Origin of the sequence: Streptomyces sp. NPDC059224, assembly GCF_042754285.1 — a bacterium.
Taxonomy (GTDB): domain Bacteria; phylum Actinomycetota; class Actinomycetes; order Streptomycetales; family Streptomycetaceae; genus Streptomyces.
Genome location: NZ_JBHZAN010000002.1, coordinates 179,727 through 196,487 on the forward strand (window position 1 = coordinate 179,727; position 16,761 = coordinate 196,487).

The window sequence follows — 16,761 nt, forward strand, 5'->3', positions numbered from 1 at the left end:
GTTCCCCGCACCCCTTCGGGGCGCGGGACCCAGCGGGCGCCTTCAACTCTCTTCTCAAGGAGCCGCTAGATGGAACTGAACAGACGCACGGTCATCGCGGGAGCCGCGGCGGCGGGGATCGCCGCCACCACCCTCGGCACGGGCACCGCCGAGGCCTCCTCCGGAGGCCGGAAGCCGGTGAAGGAGCTCTTCGGGAAGCTCGCCGACGGCACCAGGGTCCACCGCTGGTCCCTGGAGAACGGCGGCACCCGTCTCAAGGTCCTCTCCTACGGCGGCATCATCCAGTCCCTGGAGATCCCGGACCGGCACGGCACGTACGCCAACGTGTCGCTCGGTTACGACGACCTGGCCGCGTACGTCGCCGGAACCACCTTCTTCGGCGCGACCATCGGCCGGTACGGGAACCGGATCGCCAAGGGGCAGTTCACCCTCGACGGCAAGAGCTACCAGCTCTCCGTCAACGACGGCGTCAACAGCCTGCACGGCGGCGCCAAGGGCTTCAACACGAAGGTCTGGGACATCGAGGGCTTCACCTCGGGCTCCGACGTCGGCCTGCACCTCCACTACACCAGCGTCGACGGCGAGATGGGCTACCCGGGCACCCTCAGGACGAAGGTCACCTTCACCCTCGACCGGCACGGTGACTGGATCATCGACTACACGGCCACCACCGACAAGCCGACCGTGGTCAACCTCACCAACCACACCTACTGGAACCTCGCCGGTGAGGGCACGGGCACGGTCGAGGACCACGAGCTGACGATCGCCGCCGGCCGCTACACCCCCACCGACTCGGGTCTGATCCCGACGGGCGAACTGGCCAGGGTCTCCGGCACCCCCTTCGACTTCCGCAAGGGCAAGCCGGTCGGCCGGGACATCCGCGCGGGTCACCCCCAGCAGGTGCAGGCCAAGGGCTTCGACCACAACTGGGTCCTCGACAAGGGCGTCACCGCCGAGCCGGAGCACATCGCCACCCTGCGCGACCCGCGCTCCGGGCGCACCCTGAAGATCGCCACGGACCAGCCGGGCCTGCAGTTCTACTCGGGCAACTTCCTCGACGGCACCCTCACCGGCACCTCCGGCCGCACCTACCGGCAGGGTGACGGACTGTGCCTGGAGACCCAGCACTTCCCCGACTCGCCGAACCAGGCGCGCTTCCCCTCGACGGTGCTGCGGCCGGGGCAGACCTACAGGTCACGGACGGTTCATTCGTTCGGAGCCTGAGGCGGCGCGGGCGCGGCCGGTAAGGGGCTGGTCGCGCCCGCGCGGCGGAGTCCCGAGCAGAAACGGTAGGTCACATTTCTTTCACATCCGTTGAACAACGCCACGCGTGACTCCGTACTCAAGGACGGCCCGTGCTCCCCCGCGCGGGCCACCCAGACGACGGGCCCGGTCGTCCCCACCGGGCCCGCCTCATACGGAGGTTCAATGGCAGGCAACGTCACCTCGTTGTTCCGCAGCGGCGCGCACAGCCCGTCGATGGCGGCGCTGACCCGCGAGGGAGGCGAGGGGGCTGGTCCCGTCGATTTCTGCATTCCCTGCAATCCGTACTTCCCCACCCCGGCGATGATGGAAACGATGGCGTCCAGGCTGAAGGACATCATCACGTTCTACCCGAGCAGCGCGGACACCATCACCGCCGAGCTCTGCCAGCTCCTCCAGCTCCCGCCGCAGGCCGTGGCCATGGGCAACGGCTCCACCGAGCTGATCACCTGGATCGACCACCTGCTGGTCCGTGAGTCCCTCGCCGTCCCCGTCCCCACCTTCGGCCGCTGGACCGACCAGCCGATGGAGACCGGCAAGCGCGTCGACATGTTCCCGCTCCAGGAGTCGGGCGGCTTCGCCCTGGACCTCGCGCAGTACGCCGAGTTCATCCGCAAGCGGGGCACCCGGGTCGCCGTCATCTGCAATCCCAACAACCCCGACGGCGGCTTCCTGCACAAGCAGGCCCTGGTGCAGTTCATGGACGCCATGGCCGACCTGGACCTGATCGTCATCGACGAGTCCTTCCTGGAGTTCGCCGACGCCGAGGCCGAGCCCAGCGTCGTCCAGGAGGCGATGCTGCGGCCGAACGTCATCGTGCTGCGCAGCCTCGGCAAGAACTTCGGTCTGCACGGCATCCGGTTCGGCTACATGGTCGCCAACCCGTCGCTGGCCGGCAAGGTCCGCTCGATGCTGCCCAAGTGGAACCTCAACGCGTTCGCCGAGTACGTCGTCTTCATGCTCAAGGAGCACGGCGCCGAGTACGCGCAGAGCCTGCTCCAGGTCCGCAAGGACCGGCTGGAGATGGCCAGCCAGCTCTCCGTCCTGCCGGGTCTGACCGTCTACCCCTCGCAGGGCAACTTCCTGTTCGTACGGCTGCCCGTCGGTGCCGAGGGCACGGTGGTCCGGGACCGCATGCTCACCGAGCACCGCATCCTGGTCCGCGAGTGCGGCAACAAGATCGGTTCGTCCAGTCGCTTCCTGAGGCTCGTGGTGCGCCCCGAGGTGGACGTGCGTCGCCTGGTGTCCGCCATGGAGCAGGTGCTCTACGGGTCCAGGAGGGGAGCCGCCGTGCCCGAGCTGGGCAATGGGACCAGCTACAGCTCGGGTACGGCGGCGGTTGACCGGCTGGTGAGCGAGACCAACGGGGCGGGCATTCAGCTCGCCCAGGCCGTCGGTGCGGGGCCCGTTCCGGGTCTCGCCGCGGCGTCGGCCACGGGGCCGGGTCTCGCCGCCGCTCCCGCCGCCGGTGTCGGCATGCCGCTCCCCGTCGCCGGTCCGCCGGCCGGGATGCCGATGCCGGCGGCAGCGCCCGTCATGCAGCAGCCTCAGCCGATGGTGGCCCAGATGCAGGCGCCCGTGCAGGCGCCGCCCATGCAGCCCCCGATGCAGACTCCGATGCAGATGCCCGTGCAGGCCCCGCCGCAGCCCGCTCCGGTCGGGCCCACCCCGACCGGGGTGCCGGCGCGGGGCGGGCTGACCGCGGCGCAGGTACGGGGGATGACGGCACCCGCGCCCCCGGCGCCCGAGCTGGCCCCGGCGCCGGCCACGGGGTGGCCCAACGCGCAGAGCTGGCCCAACGCGGCGGGGATGGGACAGGCCGGCTAGACAGACGGTGCGTGGCCGCCTGCCGCACCGTCGTGGCTGTTCGCGCGGTTCCCCGCAGTGGACGAGCCGCGCAGCTCAGCCCCGCACGGCGTGCAGCGATGAGGCTCCCAGCCGGAGCGGACGGCAAGCCGCCTGCCTGAAGCCCGCCTCCCCCAGCAGACGTCGGCAGCGGGGCTCCTCGCGTTCCCGGCCGCCCACGTTGCACCGCATGTGGAGGTCCCAGGCCGCCGCCGTACGGGTGGGCAACAGGCGTTCTACAAAGGGGAGTTCGGCGTCCGGGCGGATGGCCCGGGGCACCGGGCCAGAATGGTGCGACAACGCTCGTCGTGCCAGTCGTGCAGGACGCGGGACCGGAGGCAGACGTCGCCGCCCTCGGGAACCGACTCCGTGAAGTCGCCGGCGAGGAAGGTGCAGCGGGCGGTGAGTCCGGCAAGCCGGGCGCGTGCCGCATCCAGGGCCTCCGGCGCCCTGCGCACCCTGTCAGGCTTCGCGACAGGCAGCCACGGCGGGGCGGAGAACGCCGTCCAGCTCGACCCGTCGACCCGAACCGGCCGGACGTTCGGACCGGGCGACGCCCAGATCCGGCAGTTCCGCTACCCGGATCCGCCTTCCATCGGATCTCGCCCTCCCGCTCAGGCCCAGGACCGGGGCCCTGTTGGCGATCTTGGTGGGCCCGCACCGCCAACGGCTTCGGCAAGAACGCCCTCGCCATCGGCTGGAAAGCCCGCCAGATCCGCCGCCCCGCCGGGAACACCGGCCTCAACCGGAGCCCGGCCCAGCAGCACGGCCGCGACGTCGTCGTCGTGAAGTTCCCCACCGCTGCATGCCGCGCATGTCCGTTCCAAAGCCGGTGCGCCACCTCGCCCCGAGGCCGTCGCCGGCTCACCTTGCGCCCGCAAGAACTCCGCGAGGCCGTGACCGCCGCCCGCGCCACACAGCAGACCAGGACCTGGCAAGCCAAGTACGCCCTACGCGCCGGAATGGAGCGGACGGTCAACCGAGCCCTCGACACCACCGGGATGCGCCGGGCCCGCTGCCGCGGCCTGGCGAAGGTCCGCCTCCGACCCGCCTGCTCCGCCACCGCGATCAACATGATCCGCCTCGGCGCCCACTGGTCCGAGCACCCACTCAGCCGCACCCGCACCCGCACCCTCGGACGGCTCAACTACCGACTGACCGCCTGAACAACAGGAATTGAGCAGCACGGTCGCAGACGGGACAAACGCCGCGGTGCCCGTCCGCATGATGCGGACGGGCACCGAATGGAGCGCCGGGCAGGCCTTGCACCTGCATCTCCCCGCAGGAAGCGGGACGTCTTTCCTTGGACCACCAACGCAGCACCAGCCACCGGTTTTCTGTAGCGACCAGCTCTGAGATGATCATACCGTATCCGGCTTGCCCTCCGACTCCTCGTCGAGCCCGCGGACCAGGCCGCGCACGACGGGACCGTACTCGGGGTGGGCGAGCGCGAAGGCCATCTGGGCGACGAGGTAGTCGGCCGGGTTGCCGGTGTCGTACCAGCGGCCCTGGATGACCTGCCCGTACACGGCCCGGCTGGCGGCGTAGGCGTTGATGGCGTCGGTCAGGTAGACCTCGCCGGTGCGGTGCTCGTACCAGCGGCGGGTCTGTTCGCGCAGTTCGTCGATGATGCCGGGGGTGATGACGTAACCGCCGATGGCCGCGTACGGGGACGGCGCGTCGGCCGGCGCGGGCTTCTCCACCAGCCCGGTGATGCGCAGTTGGCCGTCGCCGAGGTCCTCCTTGACGATGGGCACGCCGTAGCGCTGGGAGTCGGCGGGGTCCATCGGCAGCAGGGCCAGCACCGGACAGCCGGTCTGCTCGTAGGCGCGGATCAGCTGCTGGGAGCGGGGGACGTCGGCGACGAACACGTCGTCCGGCCAGAGCACCAGGACGGGCTCGTCGCCGAAGGAGCGGGCCGCGTTCAGCACGGGCGTGCCGTTGCCGTACGGGCCGTACTGGTCGAGGTAGGTGATGTGGCCGCGGCGGGCCAGCTCGGCGACCTCCTCGACGGCGTCCGCGTACGCGGTCTTGCCGTCGGCGCGCAGCTGCTCCACGAGCCCGGTTCGGCCGGAAGTGGTCCTGGATCAGGCTCTTGCCGCCCGAGACGACGATGGTGATGTCGGTGATGCCGGAGTCCACCAGCTCCCGCACGGTGTGTTCGATCACCGGTTTGTCGCCGACCGGGAGCATCTCCTTCGGCGTGGCCTTCGTCAGCGGCAGCAGACGGGAACCGAGTCCGGCGGCGGGGATCACGGCCCTGCGGATCGTCGGGGGCATCAGGTCTCTCTCGGTCGGTGGCACGGGGCAGGCCGACGCTACCAACGGGCCCTGTCCCCCCTGGGAAACTCCGACCGCCCGGAGTCCTTCGTCCAGAGGATTTCGAGGCGAAGTCGAGGTGAAGGGGGCCGGCCGTCCCGGCCCCGGGCCTGCCGCGGCGCCGCGCTCATCGCGGCGGCTCCGCTTCCGTCCCGCCGGGGACCGCTCCCCGGGCGCGCAGTCCGGTGATCTCGTCGGGTCCGGACCCGGGTTCGGCGGGGATCTCGTCGTTGTGCTCGCCCAGCTCCGGCGCCCGTTTCGCCGGCACCTTCGGCATCCCTCGCAGGGTGACCGGGCTGCTGACGGTCTCCGGCGGCCCGCTGACTCCTTCCAGCGGGACGACGATGTCGTTGTCGCGCAGCTGCGGGTCCCGCGCGGCCTCCTCCGGCGTCTGGATGAGGCTGTGGGTGATGCGGTCCCGGCCCAGCGCTTCCTTCCAGCGGCCGAAGGGCCGCGAGCGGAACCCGGTGTCGAGCAGCTCGGCCAGCGCGACTCATCACCCACGTCTTGAAGATCGCGGAGCTGCGCAATGTCGAGATCCAGATCATGCCGGCGGTGCAGGAGTCACACGCCGGACTCGCGGGCCCTGTGCGGCTCTTGGAGACGGTCGAGAACAAGTGGTCCGCCTACGGCGGCGAGGCGGCCTGCTCGTCTCCGAGCCGAAAGAGATCAGCATCCTCCAACGGTGCTATGCCAGGATGCGCTCACAGGCTCTTGCGCTGGAAGACTCCTGGAGCCTGTCGCAGCGAATGCGAGGGGACTTACGAAGACCACCGAGCCGGCCTGGATCAAGAGCAGTTACAGCAGCGGCGGCGACTGCGTCGAGGCCGCCGTCCGCCCCAGCACCATCCCCATCCGCGACTCGAAGAACACGGCCGGCCCCCACCTCACCCTCTCCCCCGCCGCCTGGGCCGGCCTCGTCACGTACGCGGGGAAGTGACCGCCCGGATCACGTGCCGGGCGTTGCGGGCCATGGCCGGGTTCGTCGTGCGGTAGTACGGCAGCGCGATCAGGGCCTGGGAGAGGGTCCGGGCCCGGCCGCGAAGCCACGTCGCGTCGTCCACGGCCAGTGTCTCGCGGAACGCCTGCCTGCCCTCGGGCGGCAGCAGGTTCCACGCCGGGAACAGGTCGCAGGCCGGGTCGCCCACCCCCGCGCACCCGAAGTCGATGACGGAGGCGAGCCTGCCGTCGTCGTCGATCAGCAGGTTGCCCGGCATCAGGTCGGCGTGCAGCCACACCGGCGGCCCGTCGGCGTCCGGGGCCCGCAGCGCCTCCTCCCACACGGCGGCCGCCGCGTCGCAGTCGACGTCCTCCTGCGGGATGCGGCGCAGTTCCGCGATCGCCGCCCGGGTGTCCGCGTCCAGCGAGGAGAGCGGCCCGCCCCGGTGGGCCGGCGGCGCGTCCGGCAGCGGGATGCTCCGCATCGCGGTCACGAACGCGGCCAGGTCCTCGGCGAGCAGTACGGGTTCGGCCAGGGCGTCCGGTTCGGGAAGCCGCCCGGGCAGCCACCGGTAGACCGACCACGGCCACGGACACCCCTCGGCCGGCTCCCCGGCGCCGAGCACCTCGGGGATGCGGACGGGCAGATGGGGTGCGAGACGGGGCAGCCATTCCCGCTCCCTCGTCACGTCCCCGGCCCCGCCCTCGGCCAGCGGCAGCCGCACGACCATGGCGTCGCCGAGCCGGAACATGGCGTTGACGGTGCCGCCGGACGGCCACCGCCGCACCGCCGGCCCCACCCACTGCGGGAACTGCCCGGCGATCAGCCGCCGTACGAGGCCGTCGTCGACGAGGGGCGTCCCGGGATGCGGCTGACCTGTGCTCATGTGCGGCATCGGATCACCGGGCGCCGACGGCCGTCAAACGTCTTTCCGGGGCGGGACGGGCGGTGGCCACATGGGCGGCGGGCGATAGAATCGTGCCATGTCCGAGATCGACTTCCTCAAGACCCGGCCCCACCGGGTCGTCGTGCTCGCCCTCGACGGTGTCTACCCCTTCGAGCTGGGCATCCCGAACCGGGTCTTCCCGTGCGTGCCGGGCGCCTACGAGGTGGTGACCTGCGCGGCGACCGACGACCGTACGGTGGCGACCAGCGCCGACTTCACGGTCACCCTCGGGCACGGGCCGGAAGCCCTGGAGAGCGCGGACACCGTGGTCGTACCGCCGTACGACATGACGCGGATCACGGACGAGGTGCCCGCTCCGGTCGCCGCCGCGCTGGCGCGGATCAGGCCCGGTGCCCGGATCGTCTCCATCTGCACGGGGGCGTTCACGCTCGCGGCGGCCGGGCTGCTGGACGGCCGGCCCGCGACCACGCACTGGGCGCTGGCGCCCCGGTTCCGCCGGATGTTCCCGCGGGTCGCCCTCGACCCCGATGTGCTGTTCATCGACGACGGTGACGTACTGACCTCCGCGGGCGCCGCCTCCGGTGTCGACGTCTGCCTGCACCTCGTCCGCTCCGACCACGGCAGCGCGGTCGCCAACAGCGTGGCCCGGCAGTGCGTCGTACCGCCGTGGCGGGACGGCGGCCAGGCGCAGTACATCGAGCAGCCGGTGCCGGACGAGAGCGCCACCGGGACCGCGGCCACCCGGGCCTGGGCCCTGGAGAACCTGGAGCGGCCGCTTTCCCTGCGGGAGCTTGCGGACCACGCCGGGATGAGCCGGCGCACCTTCGCCCGCCGCTTCCAGGACGAGACCGGCGTCAGCCCCGGCCGCTGGCTGATCCAGCAGCGGGTGCACCGGGCCCGCCACCTGCTGGAGACCAGCGACCTGGCGATCGACCGCATCGCCGCGGAGGTCGGCTTCGCCACCGGCACGTCACTGCGGCAGCACCTGCACGCGGCGATCGGGGTGTCCCCGCAGGCGTACCGGAACACGTTCCGGGAGACGGCCGCGGCCCGGGGCTGACCACCGCGCGTGGCGTCCCACGGCCGGCGCTCAGCCGAAGTGGCGGATGCGGGCCGGGGTTCCGGGTGCGCAGGGCAGCCAGTCGTGCCGAGGGAGTGCGGGTGCTCGGCCGGGCGGTGGTCGAACCGGTGGACGTGGGTCGCGTTGCCGCCGGCCGGCCGGTGGCCGGTGATCTCCGGCGAGCCGTCGCCGAAGAGCGTGTCCGTGCCGGTCGCGGTGAAGATCTGCGCGGGGGCGTGCGGAAGCCGGGCGGCGTACGCGTCGTAGATCGCGTGGCAGCGGTCACCGGCCTGGGCGGAGTAGGCGCCCGCCGAGTGGGGCCGGGCATCCGTACCGAGCGCTGCCGTGGACGGCGGTGGCCCCCGGCGGCCTGGAGGAGACCGGCCGGCGGCTCAGCCGCCATCCACGGGTGCGGTTCGCCTCTGCCTCTTCCCGAGCGAGACCGCCGGGGCCCTCGAACAGGTCACGACGACCGAGGTCACACCCATCCTGACGGGAGTCGGGCGGACCGGGCCGGCCCGCCCGGGGAGCCTGTGAGCCGGGCGCCTGCTACTTGGCGGGGCACTGCTTCCAGGCCAGGTGGTAGACGGTGCTGATCTCGCCGTCGGTCGAGTCCATGGTCATGAAGCTGACCTTGCCGGGGTTCGCACTGCCGGCGGTCACCCGCAGCTCGGTGTTGATGTTGAAGTTGCGCTGGACCCCGCAGGGCGCCCAGACCAGCTGGGCCCAGTCGGTGGTGTCGGTGGCCTGCCAGTTGTCGTCGTAGGGGCCCCGGAAGGGGTGGTTCGCGGAGGCCGTGTTGGACGAGCCCTGGAAGTAGTACGAGGCGCGCTGGGTACCGGTGGCGCCCGGCTGGAGGGAGGCGAAGCCGCGGTAGTCGGCGCTGGCGACGGCGTAGGTGAAGCCGCCCGGTACATGGACGACCAGGTTGAGCTGGCAGTTGCGCCGGAAGGCGGTCGGGTCGGAGTTGCCGCCGGCCTGGGCGAGGTACTCGCTGTAGGTGACGGTGAAGGCCTCGTTGTCCTCGGAGACGGCGACGGCGGTGGTGCCCTGCGGACAGCCGGAGCCGTTCACCGTGGCGACGTTGATCACGATCTTGTCCGGCGGCGGGTCGTCGAAGACGGGCGACGACGAGGCCGTGGCCTGGGCAGGCAACCCGGCGGTGAGCAGCGCGGCGAGCGCTCCGCCGAGCAGGAGTCCATGCCTCATGGGTTTCATGGTTTCTCCGGTTCGGTGATCGAGTGGGGGGTGGCACCCTCGGCCCGCAGGACCCGCACGCTCCTCAAGGTTCGACATGGTTCACCTTTGAAGAAACTGTGAGTTTCCTGTGAAGAACGAGGCGCTCGCATCGTAGGAACCCCCACACCGAGCGGTCAGGGCGAACTCCGGCCATTCACAACGGCGGATTTCACAGCCCCGTCCCCGCTCGGCTCACCCCTACGGGTTCTCCCAGGCCGCCGGTTCCGCGGCCAGCGCGCGCACCGGCTCCGGGAGGGCGTCCGCCGCGATGTCCGCCACGGTGACCCCTTCGAGGATCCGGCGGACGTTCGCGCGCAGCGCGATCCACAGCGGCAGCAGGGGCTGGGCGGTGCCGGTGTAGGCCAGACCCGTGGGCCGTTCGCCGCGTACCGACACGATCGGACCGTCCACCGCCCGGATGAGGTCCGCCACGGTGATCGCGGACGCGTCCCGGGCCAGCCGGTAGCCACCGCCCCCGCCTCGCCGGCTGTCGACGATCCCGGCACGCCGGAGATCACCCAGAATGCCCTCGAGGAACTTGTGCGGGATCTCCTGCGCCCCGGCGAGCTCCTCCGCCTTCACCGGGCCGTCGTCCTGCCGCACGGCGAGCTCCAGTACCGCCCGTACCGCGTAATCCGCTCGTGCCGAGATCCTCATGTGCCCATTGTGGGGCGTCCTCCCGTGGAGAATGGCCGCACCCGCGCCCCGTAAGATCGCCCGGGAGGATCCCTTGGCGCTCAGCAGACGTACCTTCAGTGCCCTCGCCGGCTCGACCGCGCTCGGCTTCGCCCTGGGCGGCAGCGGCGGCCCCGGGGCGCCCGCCGCCTACGCGGCACGCACGGTGCCGACCGGCCCGGCCCCGGCCCCGCCGCGTGCCGACGGCAGACGGCACGCGATCGGCCACGACCAGTACTCCCTCGTCGTCGACGGCCGGAGACTGGTCCTGTGGTCCGGTGAACTGCATCCCTTCCGGCTCCCGAGCCCGTCCCTGTGGCGGGACGTGCTGGAGAAGATGCGGGCGCACGGCTACAACGCCGTCAGCATCTACGTGGCGTGGAACTTCCACTCCCCCGCGCCCGGCCGCTTCGACTTCACCGGCGTCCGCGACCTGGACCGGTTCCTGCGCACGGCCGCCGAGACCGGGCTGTACGTCATCCTGCGCCCCGGCCCCTACATCAACGCCGAGGTCGACGCCGGCGGCTTCCCCGGCTGGCTGACCGCCACGCACGGCTCGGCCCGCACCACCGACCCGACCTACCTCGGACACGTCGACGCGTGGCTGACGGCCGTCAACCGCATCGTGCGCCGCCATCAGCACACGGACGGCGGCGGCAGCGTCCTGCTCTACCAGATCGAGAACGAGTACGACGGCCACGTCGCCGACCCGGCCGGGCCGGCCTACATGTCCCACCTGTACAAGAAGGTGCGGGCGGACGGCATCGACGTCCCCCTCTTCCACAACGACAAGGGCCGCAACGGCTACTGGATCCCCGGTTCGTTCGACACCGGCGGAGAGACCGGGAAGTGGCTGTACGGCTTCGACGGTTACCCGTCCCCCACCCAGACCCCGCCGGACTGGGGCCACTTCGGGATCGGCGGCCTCAAGGGCGGCGCGACCGCGAGTCCCCGTACCCCCGGGTTCGTGCCGGAGTACGGGGGCGGCTGGTTCGATCCGTGGGGCGGGGTCGAGTTCGGCGGCAAGGGGTACGCCGAGTCCCGGCGCACCCGGGACGCGGCCTACGAACGCCGCTTCTACCTCACCAACCTCGCCAACGGCATCACGCTGCACAACGTCTACATGACCTACGGCGGCACGAACTGGGGCTGGCTGCCGGCGCCGGTCGTCTACACGTCGTACGACTACGGGGCGGCCATCGACGAGGCCCGCAACGTCACGCCGAAGATCGCCCCGATGCACCAGCTCGGCCACCTCCTCCAGCGCGTCCCGGACTTCGCCAGGCTGGAGCGGGCGGCGGACGTCCAGGCGGACGGGCTGAAGACCTACCACCTCACCAACCCGGACACCCAGGCGCACGTGTACGTGCTCCGCAACGACGGGGCGAGCGAGGTGACGTCCACCCTGAAGACCCGCGAGCCGGACGGGGGCGAGGACATCGAGGTCACCGTCCCGGCCCACGACGCCCGGCTCATCACCACCGGGCTCTCCCTCGGCAAGCGCAGGCTGCGGTACGCCACCGCCCAGCCGATGGCCGTGTTCACCGCCGGGCGCCAGGACATCGCCCTGTTCACCGGCCGGTACGGCGAGATGGCGCACCTGGTCCTGGAGTGCCCGAGCGAACCCTTCGTCCAGCGCCTGGACGCCGAAGCGGCCTGGGTCTACGACCGGAACATCCTGCACGTCACCGCGCCGCTCGGCCAGGGCGGCCTCACCCGGGTCCTGGTCCAGCGCGGCGAGAGCGACACGCCGCTGCTCCTGCTCTTCGCCGACGACGCGACCTCACTGCGGCTCTTCCCCTACGACACCCCGTCCGGCACCCTGCTGGTCTACGGCCCGGCACTGCTGCGGCACGCCAGGCTCGACGGGTCGGCCGTGCAGCTCACCGGGGACACGGTCGCCCCGAGCGGCCTGGAGGTGTGGGGGCCGCGCGGGATCTCCTCGGTCACCTGGAACGGGCAGCGGGTACCGACCCGGGTGAGCCTCTCGGAGAGCCTGGTCGCCACGTCGGACCTGGCGGGCGCCCCGAAGCCGGCGCTGCCGGTCCTCACCGGCTGGCGCCGCAGGACCGAGAACCCCGAGTCGGCACCGGCCTTCGACGACTCGTCGTGGACGGCGGCCGACAAGAGGACGTCGTTCAGCACGACGCCCGTCCCGGCCGGTCAGCCGGTGCTGTTCGCCGACGACTACGGCTTCCACTACGGGGATGTCTGGTACCGGGGCCGGGTGGACGGCGACCTCCAGGACCTGGAGTCCGTCTCCCTCGCCTACAGCACGGGCACCCAGGGCATGCTGATGGCCTGGCTGGACGGGAAACCGCTCGGATCGCACCGGATGCCGGTGCCGGACGCGAAGACGGTCCGGCAGGGCAGTTGGGCGGCCACGGCCGAGTTCGCCGTCGCCCGGCCGAAGAAGGAGCAGCAGGACAAGGAGCGGAAGAAGAAGAAGGAGCAGCGCGAGCACGTGCTGTCCGTGCTGGTGCGGCGGATGCAGCACGACATGGACGGCCGCTCCCTGGACACCCACAAGGTGGCCCGCGGCCTGAGTGCCGTGACCTTCAATGGGGCGTCCCCGAAGGTGAGCTGGCGGATCCAGGGCGAGAGCGCGCCGGACCCGGTACGGGGGCCGCTGAACAACGGCGGGCTCTACGGGGAGCGGCAGGGCTGGCATCTGCCCGGGTTCGCGGACGGCGGCTGGGAACCGGCCGCACTGCCGCGCGCGGACAAGGGCATGGGCGTCACCTGGTACCGCACCGGCTTCAAGCTGGCCGTGCCGGACGGGGTCGACGCCTCGGTGGGGCTGGTGCTGGAGGACGATCCGGCGCGGGCCTACCGGGTGCAGATCTTCCTGAACGGGTGGAACCTCGGGCAGTACATCAACGACGTGGGTCCGCAGCACACGTTCGTACTGCCGAACGGGATTCTGCGGACCCGGGGCTCCAACACGCTGGCGCTGGCCGTGCTTTCGGACGGGACCAGTGAGTTCGGGCCGGGGGTCGTGCGGCTGGAGCTGCTGGGGAGCGCGGCCGGAGGCGTTCCCGTGGAGACGGTTCCCTCCCCCGGCCGTTGACCGCGGGGCGCCTCACCCCAGGCGGATCACATTCCAAAGCGCCTGCGCGTCAATGGGGCCGGCGGGACTTTCCTGCGCCGGCGGTCGTTCTGGGATGAACCACCGTCGTCGGATCGCATGACGCGAACACGTCCGGACGCGTAATCTCGGACCGGCCGACGCCGCACGGTGAGCGCCGTGGGCGGGGCGAAGGGGGAGCGATGGACTTGGCCGGCGCGGGCCACCGGTGGGCCCGGATCGCCGCGAGGCTGCGGCGATCCGGGCCGGGCGCGCGGATGCGCGACCTCGCCGCCGGCCTCACCGCCGCCGTCCGCGCCCGGCCCCGGCAGCCCACCGGCGCGGGCGAGCTGTGCCGGGCCCTGTGCGAGGAGATGACCGCACTGCGCGGCGGGCGGCCGGTGGAGCTGCGGTTCGAGCGGTTCCCGGACGAGATCGAGGTCACCGGCCTGTGGATGGAGTTCCAGGACTTCGACCTGGTCATCGTCGAGGAACGGGCCGAGGCCGTGCAGCAACTGGTCATCCTCGGACATGAGTTGTGGCATCTGCACACCGGCCACCGCCATCATCACGGCGTCGGCCCGGAGGCGGCCCGCGCGCTGGCCGGCCAGCCCGGCTGGCGTGACATGGCGCTGACGGTGGCCGCACGCAACGGCTCCCGGGCGGCCGACGAGGCCGAGGCCGACGACTTCGGCCACCGGCTGGCGACCGCGTTCCGGCCCTATGTCGAGCATCCGCTCCGCTCGCCGTCCGACCCCGTGCAGCGCAGCCTCGGCTACCGCGGGCGCGGCGGAGCCGCTCGGTGACCACCTCCTCGGCGGCGGCGAACCCCGGCGGACTCCTCGGCGAGCTCTACATCTCCTTCTGGATCCCCACCGCGGTGCTGACCACCGCCCTGGTGATCAAACTTCCGACCATCATCCGGCTGTGGCGCGACCCGCTGCTGCGCGCGGTCGGCGGACTGCTGCTGCTCGCCTGCGCGGTGTTCGTGTTCTGCACGCCGTCGACGATCGCGACCGTCAACCGGTGGACCGGCGTCCCCAACATCTCCGCGCCGTGGTGCTACTCGCTCGTCACCGCGTTCGGCGGCTCCTGTCTGCTGCTGATCATCGCCTGGCGCAACGGGCTGGCCGACCGGTCGGCCGCCACCCGGCGCGCGATGCGCTGGGTCATCGCCGGCTACTCCTCGGTGATCACCGCCCTGTGGCTGCTGTTCGCGCTCGCCGACGTCCCGGTGGAACGGCTCCGGGACCTGGACACCTACTACGCCACCACCCCGTTCATGCGCGAGGAGATCCTGCTCTACCTCGTCGCCCACTGCGTCGCCTGCCTCATCACCTCACGGCTGATCTGGAACTGGGTGCGCACCGAGGGCCTGGACGCCTGGCTGCGCTGGGGACTGAAGCTGCTGGGCGTCGGCTACGTCCTGAACCTGATCTTCGACGCCTGCAAGCTGGTCGCGGTCACCGCCCGCTGGTGCGGCTCGGACCTGGACTGGCTCAGCACCAGCCTGGCCCCGCCGGTCGCCGCCCTGTCCGCGATCAACATCGCCGTCGGCTTCATCCTCCCGCACGCCGGCCAGTACCTCCACGACCGCTGGCGGGTCCGGCTCGCCCACCACGAGCTGCGGCCGCTGTACCAGCTGACCCGGACCGTGCACGGCGACGGCGTCCCCTTCGTGCTGCGCGCCACGCCCGAACTGCGGCTGACCCGGCGCGAGACGTTCATCCGCGACGTACTGCTGCCCCTGACCCGGCGCATCGACGCCGACCTCGACCGGCGCTCCTACGACGCCGCGCTCGGCCTCGGCCACCCGCCCGAGCGGGCCCGGGCCCTGGCCTCCGCGGTCAGCATCCTGAACGCCGTCTCCACCCGGGGCCGTACCCCCGAACCCGCCGACGCGGCCGGCGGCCCGGACGCCACCCACCTCCTGCGGGAGATCGCGGCGGTGTCCCGGGCGCTGCGTCACCCCAACCAAATCGAGGCGGTACGGGAACGTGCGGCCGCCCCAGCAGAGAGCGTCGCCCTTCATGACTGACCGCACCGCCGTCGTCCTCGGCGGCTCCCTCGCCGGCCTGCTCGCGGCCCGGGCGCTCGCCCCCTTCGCGGACCGGGTCGTGGTCGTGGAACGGGACGCTCTGCCCACCGGACCGCAGCCGCGCAAGGGGCTCCCGCAGGCCCGGCACGTCCACCAGCTGTGGTCCGGCGGCGCCCACGCCCTGGAGGAACTGCTGCCCGGCACCATCGGAGAGCTGCTCACGGCGGGTGTCCGGCGGGTGCCGGTGACCACCGACATGGTGGCGCTGTCCCCACGGGGCTGGTACCGGCGCTGGGCGGAGTCGGCGTTCGTGCTGCCGGCCAGCCGGGACCTGCTGGACTGGGTGGTGCGCGAGCGGGTCCTCGCCGACGACCGGATCGAACTGCTGACGGGGACCGAGGCGGTCGGCCTGCTCGGCTCGGACCGCGCCGTCACGGGCGTACGGCTGCGGGCGCTCGACTCCGGCGCGGAGCACGTGCGCACCGCCGGCCTGGTCGTCGACGCGACCGGCCGCGGCTCCCGGGCGCCCGCCTGGCTGGCCCGGCTCGGCGTCCCGGCGACCGAGATCCGTGAGGTCGACTCCGGTATCGCCTACGCCAGCCGGATGTTCCGGGCCCCGGCGGAGGCGGTGCGCACCGGCTTCCCGATCGTCACCGTCCAGGCGAGCCCGCGGGGCCGCCGCCCCGGGCGCGGCGGTGTCCTGATGCCGATCGAGAACGGCCGCTGGCTGGTCACCCTCTACGGCAGCCGCGGCGGCGAACCGGGCGCCGGCACCGACGACTTCCTGCGTTACGCCCGGGACGAACTGGCCCACCCCGTCATCGCCGAACTCCTCGCGAACGCGGAGCCGTTGACCGACGTGTCGATGACCCGCACGACCGCCAACCGGCGCCACTTCTACGAACGGGCCCGGACCTGGCCGGAGAACCTGGTGGTCCTCGGCGACGCGGTGTGCGCGCTCAACCCGGTGTACGGGCACGGGATGTCGGTGGCCGCGCAGGGGGCTCTCGCCGTACGGAACGTGCTCGGACGCAAGGGCTGGGGCTCCCCCGGGCTCGCCCGGTCCCTCCAGAAGGCGGTGAGCCGGCCGGCCCGGGCGGCCTGGGAACTGTCCACGGGGGCGGACGTGTTCTACCCCGGCGCGACGGAGAACGGACCGAACCTGCGGGACCGGCTGGCGCACGCCTATGTGGACCGGCTCCTGTACACGGCGACCGGCAACGGCCGGATCGCCCGCCGGGTGACGGACGTGACGGCCCTGGAGCGGGGGGCGGAGGTGCTCCTGTCGCCGGCTGTGCTGCTGGGCGCCCTGCTGGGCCCCCGAAGACCCCAGCTGACCCGGCCCCCGCTCACCACGGACGAGCTGAAGGCCGCGGGGGTCCAGTAGCCGGGGGCGCGACGCGCCCCG

Annotated in this window: 14 protein-coding genes, 1 tRNA gene and 3 pseudogenes; 10 read left to right on the forward strand and 8 right to left on the reverse strand. The window is 72.2% G+C overall.

The window, feature by feature from the left end:
- Positions 1-69: 69 nt before the first annotated feature.
- Both ACFXI4_RS03240 and ACFXI4_RS03245 read left to right on the forward strand, forming a co-directional pair.
- Positions 70-1,224 carry an aldose epimerase family protein gene (locus ACFXI4_RS03240; RefSeq protein ID WP_384987697.1) on the forward strand — a complete coding sequence of 385 codons (1,155 nt, stop codon included), beginning with the start codon at positions 70-72 and terminating at the stop codon, positions 1,222-1,224.
- 204 nt (positions 1,225-1,428) lie between these two features.
- A complete protein-coding gene (locus ACFXI4_RS03245; RefSeq protein ID WP_384987699.1) occupies positions 1,429-3,090 on the forward strand; it encodes a pyridoxal phosphate-dependent aminotransferase in 1,662 nt (553 codons plus the stop codon).
- 254 nt (positions 3,091-3,344) lie between these two features.
- Here the strand turns inward: ACFXI4_RS03245 and ACFXI4_RS03250 are convergent, their stop codons facing one another.
- A complete protein-coding gene (locus ACFXI4_RS03250; RefSeq protein ID WP_384987701.1) occupies positions 3,345-3,566 on the reverse strand; it encodes a methyltransferase in 222 nt (73 codons plus the stop codon).
- Positions 3,567-3,821: 255 nt separating this feature from the next.
- Here ACFXI4_RS03250 and ACFXI4_RS03255 point away from each other — a divergent pair, with 255 nt between their 5' ends.
- Complete coding sequence (locus ACFXI4_RS03255) at positions 3,822-4,274, forward strand: transposase (protein WP_384987903.1); 453 nt, start codon at positions 3,822-3,824, stop codon at positions 4,272-4,274.
- Positions 4,275-4,353: 79 nt separating this feature from the next.
- On the opposite strand, the gene ACFXI4_RS03260 is transcribed toward ACFXI4_RS03255, so the two are convergent.
- The 4 genes and pseudogenes from ACFXI4_RS03260 to ACFXI4_RS03275 all read right to left on the reverse strand — a co-directional run.
- Positions 4,354-4,426 (reverse strand) — tRNA-Arg (locus ACFXI4_RS03260).
- A 43-nt stretch (positions 4,427-4,469) separates the two neighbouring features.
- Positions 4,470-5,388 (reverse strand): annotated as a pseudogene (locus ACFXI4_RS03265) (UTP--glucose-1-phosphate uridylyltransferase).
- Between the two features lie 166 nt (positions 5,389-5,554).
- Complete coding sequence (locus ACFXI4_RS03270) at positions 5,555-5,704, reverse strand: hypothetical protein (RefSeq protein WP_384987703.1); 150 nt, start codon at positions 5,702-5,704, stop codon at positions 5,555-5,557.
- Between the two features lie 12 nt (positions 5,705-5,716).
- A pseudogene (locus ACFXI4_RS03275) lies at positions 5,717-5,914 on the reverse strand (CoA transferase); the annotation flags it as partial.
- Positions 5,915-5,919: 5 nt separating this feature from the next.
- Here ACFXI4_RS03275 and ACFXI4_RS03280 point away from each other — a divergent pair.
- Positions 5,920-6,191: pseudogene (locus ACFXI4_RS03280) on the forward strand (Scr1 family TA system antitoxin-like transcriptional regulator); the annotation flags it as partial.
- Positions 6,113-6,367, forward strand: a complete 255-nt coding sequence (locus ACFXI4_RS03285; RefSeq protein ID WP_384987705.1) for a DUF397 domain-containing protein — start codon at positions 6,113-6,115, stop codon at positions 6,365-6,367. The pseudogene ACFXI4_RS03280 and the gene ACFXI4_RS03285, both read left to right, overlap by 79 nt.
- Here ACFXI4_RS03285 and ACFXI4_RS03290 read toward each other — a convergent pair.
- Positions 6,348-7,253, reverse strand: coding sequence for an aminoglycoside phosphotransferase family protein (locus ACFXI4_RS03290; protein ID WP_384987707.1), 906 nt, complete (start codon positions 7,251-7,253; stop codon positions 6,348-6,350). The two genes, ACFXI4_RS03285 and ACFXI4_RS03290, sit on opposite strands and share 20 nt — an antisense overlap.
- Positions 7,254-7,350: 97 nt before the next feature.
- On the opposite strand from ACFXI4_RS03290, the gene ACFXI4_RS03295 reads away from it, so the two are divergent.
- Positions 7,351-8,334, forward strand: coding sequence for a GlxA family transcriptional regulator (locus ACFXI4_RS03295; protein ID WP_384987709.1), 984 nt, complete (start codon positions 7,351-7,353; stop codon positions 8,332-8,334).
- Between the two features lie 549 nt (positions 8,335-8,883).
- On the opposite strand, the gene ACFXI4_RS03300 is transcribed toward ACFXI4_RS03295, so the two are convergent.
- Both ACFXI4_RS03300 and ACFXI4_RS03305 read right to left on the reverse strand, forming a co-directional pair.
- Complete coding sequence (locus ACFXI4_RS03300) at positions 8,884-9,543, reverse strand: DUF4360 domain-containing protein (RefSeq protein WP_384987711.1); 660 nt, start codon at positions 9,541-9,543, stop codon at positions 8,884-8,886.
- A 228-nt stretch (positions 9,544-9,771) separates the two neighbouring features.
- Positions 9,772-10,230, reverse strand: coding sequence for an RrF2 family transcriptional regulator (locus ACFXI4_RS03305; protein ID WP_384987713.1), 459 nt, complete (start codon positions 10,228-10,230; stop codon positions 9,772-9,774).
- A gap of 73 nt (positions 10,231-10,303) precedes the next feature.
- Between ACFXI4_RS03305 and ACFXI4_RS03310 the strand changes: the two genes are divergently transcribed.
- From ACFXI4_RS03310 to ACFXI4_RS03325, 4 genes are all read left to right on the forward strand, one after another.
- Positions 10,304-13,318 (forward strand): beta-galactosidase, encoded by a 3,015-nt coding sequence (locus ACFXI4_RS03310; protein WP_384987715.1) that lies wholly within the window; start codon positions 10,304-10,306, stop codon positions 13,316-13,318.
- 200 nt (positions 13,319-13,518) lie between these two features.
- Positions 13,519-14,121: a toxin-antitoxin system, toxin component family protein gene (locus tag ACFXI4_RS03315; protein ID WP_384987717.1), complete on the forward strand. Its 603-nt coding sequence runs from the start codon at positions 13,519-13,521 to the stop codon at positions 14,119-14,121.
- Entirely contained in the window at positions 14,118-15,353 is a 1,236-nt protein-coding gene (locus ACFXI4_RS03320) for an MAB_1171c family putative transporter (protein ID WP_384987718.1), read from the forward strand. Before ACFXI4_RS03315 ends, ACFXI4_RS03320 begins: the two co-directional genes overlap by 4 nt.
- Positions 15,346-16,740 (forward strand): FAD-dependent oxidoreductase, encoded by a 1,395-nt coding sequence (locus ACFXI4_RS03325; protein WP_384987720.1) that lies wholly within the window; start codon positions 15,346-15,348, stop codon positions 16,738-16,740. The genes ACFXI4_RS03320 and ACFXI4_RS03325 overlap by 8 nt, the downstream gene beginning before the upstream one ends.
- Positions 16,741-16,761 lie beyond the last annotated feature (21 nt).

Bases quoted from the DNA above. Each gene is read 5' to 3' on its own strand.
- ACFXI4_RS03245 (WP_384987699.1), top strand. From the start codon at position 1,429: ATGGCAGGCAACGTCACCTCGTTGTTCCGCAGCGGCGCGCACAGCCCG.
- ACFXI4_RS03270 (WP_384987703.1), bottom strand. From the start codon at position 5,704: ATGCCGAAGGTGCCGGCGAAACGGGCGCCGGAGCTGGGCGAGCACAAC.
- ACFXI4_RS03300 (WP_384987711.1), bottom strand. From the start codon at position 9,543: ATGAGGCATGGACTCCTGCTCGGCGGAGCGCTCGCCGCGCTGCTCACC.
- ACFXI4_RS03325 (WP_384987720.1), top strand. From the start codon at position 15,346: ATGACTGACCGCACCGCCGTCGTCCTCGGCGGCTCCCTCGCCGGCCTG.
- ACFXI4_RS03290 (WP_384987707.1), bottom strand. From the start codon at position 7,253: ATGAGCACAGGTCAGCCGCATCCCGGGACGCCCCTCGTCGACGACGGC.
- ACFXI4_RS03295 (WP_384987709.1), top strand. From the start codon at position 7,351: ATGTCCGAGATCGACTTCCTCAAGACCCGGCCCCACCGGGTCGTCGTG.
- ACFXI4_RS03240 (WP_384987697.1), top strand. From the start codon at position 70: ATGGAACTGAACAGACGCACGGTCATCGCGGGAGCCGCGGCGGCGGGG.
- ACFXI4_RS03305 (WP_384987713.1), bottom strand. From the start codon at position 10,230: ATGAGGATCTCGGCACGAGCGGATTACGCGGTACGGGCGGTACTGGAG.
- ACFXI4_RS03315 (WP_384987717.1), top strand. From the start codon at position 13,519: ATGGACTTGGCCGGCGCGGGCCACCGGTGGGCCCGGATCGCCGCGAGG.